7 protein-coding genes are annotated in these 6833 nt (G+C 65.2%); all 7 read left to right on the plus strand.

The window, feature by feature from the left end; translation table 11 throughout:
* Positions 1-682: ABC transporter permease (locus tag EOA23_RS29760; RefSeq protein ID WP_145966517.1), on the plus strand; the 682-nt coding region annotated here is incomplete at its 5' end.
* The gene (locus EOA23_RS29765; protein WP_127306760.1) at positions 679-1569 is read left to right on the plus strand and encodes an ABC transporter ATP-binding protein; all 891 of its coding nucleotides are present in this window, start codon (positions 679-681) and stop codon (positions 1567-1569) included. The genes EOA23_RS29760 and EOA23_RS29765, both read left to right, overlap by 4 nt.
* Positions 1562-2386, plus strand: a complete 825-nt coding sequence (locus EOA23_RS29770; protein WP_127306761.1) for an ATP-binding cassette domain-containing protein — start codon at positions 1562-1564, stop codon at positions 2384-2386. Before EOA23_RS29765 ends, EOA23_RS29770 begins: the two co-directional genes overlap by 8 nt.
* Positions 2387-2466: 80 nt before the next feature.
* A complete protein-coding gene (locus tag EOA23_RS29775; RefSeq protein WP_127306762.1) occupies positions 2467-3066 on the plus strand; it encodes a VOC family protein in 600 nt (199 codons plus the stop codon).
* Between the two features lie 195 nt (positions 3067-3261).
* Positions 3262-5556, plus strand: coding sequence for a bifunctional salicylyl-CoA 5-hydroxylase/oxidoreductase (locus tag EOA23_RS29780; RefSeq protein WP_127306763.1), 2295 nt, complete (start codon positions 3262-3264; stop codon positions 5554-5556).
* Positions 5553-6326 carry an SDR family NAD(P)-dependent oxidoreductase gene (locus EOA23_RS29785; protein ID WP_127306764.1) on the plus strand — a complete coding sequence of 258 codons (774 nt, stop codon included), beginning with the start codon at positions 5553-5555 and terminating at the stop codon, positions 6324-6326. Before EOA23_RS29780 ends, EOA23_RS29785 begins: the two co-directional genes overlap by 4 nt.
* Positions 6320-6784, plus strand: a complete 465-nt coding sequence (locus EOA23_RS29790; RefSeq protein ID WP_127306765.1) for a MarR family transcriptional regulator — start codon at positions 6320-6322, stop codon at positions 6782-6784. Before EOA23_RS29785 ends, EOA23_RS29790 begins: the two co-directional genes overlap by 7 nt.
* The last annotated feature ends 49 nt before the right edge of the window (positions 6785-6833 follow it).

Genomic DNA, 6833 nt, shown 5'->3' on the forward strand with positions numbered 1-6833 from the left:
CGGTGCCGAGCCCGGCTATTGGCTGGGCACCGACAGCCTGGGACGCGATCTTCTCTCGCGGCTGATCTTCGGCGGCCGCATCGCCTTCATCGTCGCCTTCGCGGCAGCGACGTCCGCCTGCCTCATCGGATCGGCGCTGGGATTGATCGCCGGCTATTTCGGCGGCTGGGCCGACCGCATCATCTCGCGCATCGTCGATGTCTGGATGGCGTTTCCGCCGGTGCTGTTCGCGATCCTGCTGGTCGCGGTGCTTGGCACCGGCCTGAGCTCCGTCATCCTCGCCATTGCGATCATCGACTGGACGCGCTTCTGCCGGGTGATCCGCGCCGAGGCGATGAGCCAGGCGCGCATGGATTATGTCGAGAGCGCGCGCATCGCCGGCTATGGCCGCATCGGCATCATGCTGCGCGAAGTGCTGCCCAATGTGCTGCCGTCGGTGGTGGCGCTGCTGTCGCTGGAGATGGGCATCGCCGTCATCGTCGAGGCGATCCTGTCCTTCGTCAATCTGTCGATCTCGACCGACGACCCGACCTGGGGGAGCATCATCGCCGAGGGCCGTCTGTCGATCCACCAGGCTTGGTGGGTGCTGGTGTTCCCGCTGATCACGCTGATCCTCACCGTGCTTTCCTTCAGCCAGTTCGGCGAAGCGCTGAAGGCGCGCTTCGATCCGGTGCTGCGATGAGCGCCAATTTGGAACCATGTCTGGACATCCGCTCCTTGAGCGCCGTGCTGCCCAACGGCCAGCGCGTGCTGCGCTCGGTGTCGCTTGCCGTGCAGCCCGGCGAGGTGCGCGCGCTGGTCGGCGAAAGCGGCGCCGGCAAGACGATGATCGGCAAGGCGGTGCTCGGCGTGCTGCCGAAAAGCGTGCGCATCGTCGAAGGCGAGATGCTGATCGAAGGCGAGGATCTCGGCGGACTCAGTCCGAAGGCCCGGCGCAACCTGATCGGTGCGCGCACGGCGCTGATCCCGCAGGATCCGCTGACCGCGCTCAACCCGTCGCGCCGCATCGGCCCGCAGATGACCGACCGGCTGGTCCGTATCCTCGGCTGGAGCGGCGAGCGGGCGGACACACGCATCCGGCAATTGCTCGACGAGGTGCAGATCCGCGATCCGGAGCGCGTGCTGAAAAGCTATCCGCATGAGCTCTCCGGCGGGATGCGCCAGCGCGTCTTGATCGCCGCAGCCTTCGCGGCGGAACCGAGGCTGATCGTCGCCGACGAGCCGACGACGGCGCTGGACGTGACCGTGCAGAAACAGATCCTGCGGCTGATCGCGCAGCTGCAGCGCGACCATGGCACCGCGATCCTGTTCGTGACCCACGATCTCGGCGTCGTCGCCAAGATCAGCCAGAAAGTGTCGGTGCTCTATGCCGGCAAGGTGATGGAGGAAGCCGAGACCGCACAGCTCTTCGCGACGCCACAGCATCCCTACACGCGGGCGCTGATCGCGGCGACGCCACGCTACACCGATCCATACGCCTCGCTGAAGCCAGTGGATGAAAGCGTGCTTGCGGGGCTCACGGCCGAGATCGCAGCCGCCGACAAGGATTGGAGGCCCGGCCATGGCTGAGCCGCTGTTTTCCGTGCGCGGGCTGAAGGTGGCGCTGCCCGACATGACGCGCAAGCCGCTGATCGGCCGCGCGCCGCTGGCCGAAATCCTGAAAGGGCTCGACTTCGACCTTCCGAAGGGATCGGTGACTGGCATTGTCGGCGAGTCCGGCTCCGGCAAGTCGACGCTCGGCCGCACGCTGGTCAGGCTGCTCGAGCCGAGCACCGGCGCGATCAGCTTCGAAGGGCGCGACATCAGCCATCTTTCGGAGGCTGAGCTCAGGCCGCTGCGCCGCGACCTGCAGATGATCTTCCAGGACCCGATGTCGTCGCTCAATCCGCGGCACACGATCTTCAACATCATCGCGGCGCCCTTGCGGCAGAACGGCCTCGGCGACCGGCTGAAGGAACGCGTCGCGGAAGCGCTGCAGCGCGTCGGCCTGCCGCAGAGTTTCGCCAGCCGCTACCGCCACGAATTGTCCGGGGGCCAGCGGCAGCGCGTCGGCATCGCGCGGGCGCTCGCGCTCTCGCCGAAATTCGTGTTGGCCGACGAGATCGTCTCCGGCCTCGACGTCTCGACGCAGGCGCAGATCCTGACCTTGCTGGAGAAGCTGGCGGCCGAGATGGGGCTGACGGTCGCCTTCATCAGCCACGATCTGTCGGTGATCCGGCGGCTCTGCCAGCAGGTCATCGTCATGCGGGAGGGAAGGATCGTCGAGGCCAGCGCCACGGACGCGCTGTTCGACAATCCGCAGGAGACCTATACGCGCGACCTGCTCGCCGCCATTCCGCTGCCGGAGATCGACGCGGACTGGCTGCGGCCCAAGGCGCCGGCATGAATTGAGCTTCGATATCCGCACGCCGGCCAGCGGGCCTCGGATGTGCGCAAGGACAAGTCGGCCCGCCAACGGAGGGTGACATGAAATACGCAATCCAGGCAGCGGTCCTCGCGGCCTCCTTGTCCGGCGCAATGGGAGCGGCTTCGGCGGATTCGATCCCCGGCATGCGCGGGCACGACCATACCGGCATCACCGTGCCCGACATGAAGCAGGCCGTCGACTTCTTCACCGATGTCGTCGGCTGCAAGAAGGCGATGTCGTTCGGCCCGTTTGCCGACGACAAAGGCACCTTCATGCAGGACCTGCTCGGGGTCGATCCGAAGGCGGTGATCCAGGAGATCACCATGGTGCGCTGCGGCACTGGCTCGAACATCGAGCTGTTCAAATATACTGCGCCCGACCAGAAGGATTTGACGCCGAAGAACAGCGACATCGGCGGCTTCCACATCGCCTTCTATGTCGACGACGTCGCGGCCGCGAAGGCCTATCTCGACGGCAAGGGCGTGAAGACCAGACTGGGACCGCTTCCGGTGAAGGAAGGACCCGCTGCCGGCCAGACCATCCTCTATTTCCAGGCGCCGTGGGGACTGCAGCTGGAAGCGATCAGCTACCCGCAAGGCATGGCCTATGAGAAGGGGGCGGAGACCGTGTTGTGGAGCCCGAAGGATCCGAGCAAATGACCTCAACCGCCCGCGCCCAAACCATCGTTCAATTATAAAACTTTAAGCTTGAAATAATTGACCCCTGGCGCAATACTGACAGTCGGAACCGCTGGTCCATCCGGCGGTTCCGGACATCTTATAGAGTTCACGCAATTCCGGACGGAAAACCGCTTCGCACTTTTCCTGGAATTGCTCTAGAGGAGATCGCAAGACATGAAGGTTGCGGTTCTCGGCGGCGGACCGGCCGGCCTCTACTTTGCCATCTCGCTGAAGCTGCGCGATGCCGCGCATGAGGTGACGGTATATGAGCGCAACCGCCCGGACGACACGTTCGGCTGGGGCGTCGTGCTGTCGGCCGAGACGCTGGAGAACCTGACCAGGAACGACCCGGTCAGCGCCGTCTGGATCAAGAAACATTTCGCCTATTGGGACGACATCGCGGTCATCCATGACGGCGTTCGCACCGTCTCCTCCGGCCACGGCTTCTGCGGCATCGGCCGCAAGCGGCTGCTGATCCTCCTGCAGCGCCGCGCTCGCGAGCTCGGCATCAAGCTGCAGTTCGAGACCGAGATTTCCGATCCCCGGCCTTTCATGGAAACGCATGACCTGGTGGTTGCTTCGGATGGGCTGAACTCGAAATCCCGCGCCACTTTCGCCGATGTCTTCAAGCCCGACATCGACACACGCAAATGCAAGTTCGTGTGGCTGGGTACGACGCAGAAATTCGACGACGCCTTCACCTTCATCTTCGAGAAGACGGAGCATGGCTGGGTGTGGGCGCATGCCTACCAGTTCGACAGCGAGACGGCGACCTTCATCGTCGAATGCAGCGAGCAGACCTGGAATGCCTTCGGCTTCGGCCAGATGACGCAGCAGGAATCGATCGCGGCCTGCGAGCGCATTTTTGCAAAGCATCTCGGCGGCCACCCGCTGATGACCAACGCCAACCATATCAGGGGTTCGGCCTGGATCAACTTCCCGCGCGTGCTATGCGAGCGCTGGTCTTACAAGAACCTGGCGCTGATGGGCGATGCGGCGGCATCGGCGCATTTCTCGATCGGCTCCGGCACCAAGCTGGCGCTGGAGAGCGCGGTGGCGCTGGCGGACTATGTCGAGACCGAGCCGAACATCGAGGCGGCCTTCCGCAAATATGAGGATGCGCGGCGCACCGAAGTGCTGAAGCTGCAATCCGCGGCGCGCAACTCGCTCGAATGGTTCGAGGAAGTCGAACGATATCTCGGACTTGATCCAGTTCAGTTCAACTATTCGCTGCTCACCCGCTCGCAGCGCATCAGCCATGAGAACCTTCGCCTGCGCGACGCCGAATGGCTGGCGGGCGCCGAGGAGTGGTTCCAGCGCAAGGCCGGCGCCGGCGGCAACATGCTGCGCCGCGCGCCGATGTTCGCGCCGTTCAAGCTGCGCGACATGACCCTCACCAACCGCATCGTCGTCTCGCCGATGGCGCAGTACAAGGCGGTCGACGGCTGCCCGACCGACTGGCATTTTGCTCACTATGCCGAGCGCGCCAAGGGCGGCGCGGGGCTGCTCTATATCGAGATGACCTGCGTGAGCCCAGAGGGGCGCATCACGCCCGGATGCCCTGGCTTCTACAAGCCGGAGCATGAGGTCGCCTGGAAACGGCTGGTCGATTTCGTCCATGCCGAAACGGAGGCCAAGATCTGCGCCCAGATCGGCCACTCCGGTGCCAAGGGCTCGACCCGCGTCGGCTGGGAAGGAACCGACGTGCCGTTGCCTTCCGGCAACTGGCCGGTTATGGCGCCGTCGGCCGTGGCATGGTCGCCGCAGAACCAGGTGCCGAAGGCGATGGACCGCGCCGATATGGACATGGTTCGCGACCAATTCGTCGCTTCGGCTCAGATGGCCGGGCGTTGCGGCTTCGACATGCTGGAGATCCATGCCGCGCATGGCTATCTGCTGTCGGCCTTCATCACGCCGCTGACCAACCGCCGCACCGACGAGTATGGCGGCTCGCTGGAAAACCGCATGCGCTATCCGCTGGAAATCTTCCATGCGGTGCGCGCGGTGTGGCCGGCGGAAAAGCCGATCTCGATGCGCATCTCGGCCAATGACTGGGTCGGCATCGAAGGCGTGACGCCGGCGGACGCCGTCGAGATCGCAAAGCTGCTGCGTGAAGCGGGCGTCGATCTCTGCGACGTCTCGGCCGGACAGACATCGATCGCCGCCAAGCCGGTCTATGGCCGCATGTTCCAGACGCCGTTCTCCGACCGCATCCGCAATGAGGTCGGCATGGCGACGATGGCGGTCGGCAATATCTATGAGCCGGACCATGCCAACTCGATCCTCATGGCCGGCCGCGCCGATCTTGTGGCGCTGGCCAGGCCGCATCTTGCCGATCCCTACTGGACGCTGCATGCGGCGGTGACGCTCGGCGATCGCGGCGTCAAATGGCCGGATCCCTATCTGCCTGGACGCGACCAGATCTACCGGCTGGCGGAGCGCGAAGCGGCAGCGGGGCTGAAAGTATGAGCGCCGCGCGGGCAATCGAGGGCAAGCATGCGCTGGTCACCGGCGGCAGCTCCGGCGTCGGCAAGGCCATTGCGCTGGCGTTGGCGGAAGCTGGGGTGAACGTAACCATCTGCGGGCGGCGCAAGGTGGAGCTTGCCGAGGTGGCCCGCGCAAGCGACCGCATCTTCGGCATTGCCGCCGACGTCACCGATGAGGCGTCGATGGCCGCCCTTTATCAACAAGCCGAGGCGGCGCGCGGACCGTTCGACATCGTCGTCGCCAATGCCGGCATGGCCGGCAGCGCATCGGCGCATAGGACCGCGCTGGCCGACTGGCAACGCACGCTCGACGTCAACCTCACCGGCGCGTTTTTGACGGTGAAGCCGGCGCTCGCCGGCATGCTCGCGCGAAAGGCAGGCCGTATCGTCTTCGTCGCCTCGACCGCCGGGCTGAAGGGCTATGCCTATGTCGCGCCCTATGTGGCCGCCAAGCATGGCGTCGTCGGGCTGATGCGCGCCTTGGCCGCCGAGACCGCCAAGTCGGGCGTGACGGTCAACGCCGTCTGTCCCGGTTTTGTCGAAACCGACATGCTGGAAGAATCCGTCCAACGCATCGTCGACAAGACCGGGCGGTCGGCAGAGCAAGCACGGCAGAGCCTGTCGGCGACGAACCCGCAGGGACGCTTCATCCAGCCGGACGAGGTCGCAGACGCGGTGTTGTGGCTGTGCAGCGATGCGGCGCGATCGATCACCGGACAGGCAATCTCCATTTCCGGAGGCGAGACATGGTAGCGGGACCGACCTCCGCCGGGCCGGGCAAGGAGAGGCTGCGGTTGTGGATCCGCCTGCTGCGCGCCTCGCGCACCATCGAGGCGGAGCTGCGCGAGCGGCTGAAGAAGGAATTCGACACCACGCTGCCGCGCTTCGACGTGATGGCGGCGCTCTATCGCGTGCCGGAAGGGATGCTGATGAGCGACCTGTCGCGCTTCCTTCTGGTGTCGAACGGCAATGTCACCGGCATCGTCGACCGCCTGGTTTCGGAAGGGCTGGTGACGCGCGCGCGCCGCAACGGCGACCGCCGCACCTCGATGGTGCGGCTGACCGAGGAAGGCAGCAAAGCTTTCGCGAGGATCGCGGCCGTGCATGAGGGCTGGGTCGGCGAGCTGCTCGGCGGTGTCAGCGAGGAGGAAGCGAAGCGGCTCACCGGCATGCTGAAATCGTTCCGCAGCAATTGGGAGGGACGCGAATGAGCGCCATGGCAAAGCTCAAGCCGAAGCACTTCCTCTGGGAGGTCGAAGG

It is taken from the genome of Mesorhizobium sp. M2A.F.Ca.ET.042.01.1.1 (assembly GCF_003997405.1).
Taxonomy (GTDB): domain Bacteria; phylum Pseudomonadota; class Alphaproteobacteria; order Rhizobiales; family Rhizobiaceae; genus Mesorhizobium.